Genomic DNA, 380 nt, shown 5'->3' with positions numbered 1-380 from the left:
TTTGCGTATCGCTGGAGTACGCGCTTCCTGTGCCTGGACAAAGCCGAGGCGGAACGGGAATTGGGGCGCTTGCGGCGCCAATGGTTCGCCAAGCGCAAGAACGTCATCGCGCTGCTGCGCGAAACGAGGCGGTTGCAGGAGCTGAGTGCAACACGGTCATTGAATTGAAACTGGAGCATCATGCCGCATAGCCATGGCCTTCTGCATCACCTCGTCCATAACTTCGATTGGGCATTTGAAGTCGAAGCGCTTACGCGGTCGCATGTTCAGTTGCAGCGCAATGGCGTCCAGCTCCTCCTGGCTATGTACCGACAGGTCTGTGCCCTTGGGCAAGTACTGGCGAATCAGGCCGTTGATGTTTTCGTTGCTGCCGCGCTGCC

1 protein-coding gene is annotated in these 380 nt (G+C 58.2%); it reads right to left on the bottom strand.

Features of this window, described 5'->3' with window-relative positions; all coding sequences use genetic code 11:
- Window positions 1–156: 156 nt before the first annotated feature.
- Window positions 157–380, bottom strand: a 224-nt coding sequence (locus G7020_RS23825) for an IS30 family transposase (RefSeq protein WP_181087226.1), incomplete at its 5' end; no start/stop codon positions are given.

Origin of the sequence: Stutzerimonas stutzeri (genome assembly GCF_013522825.1) — a bacterium.
Lineage (GTDB): Bacteria > Pseudomonadota > Gammaproteobacteria > Pseudomonadales > Pseudomonadaceae > Stutzerimonas > Stutzerimonas stutzeri_AK.
The sequence above is the reverse complement of the archived record's forward strand: the minus strand, read 5'-3'. Positions and strand labels throughout refer to the sequence as shown.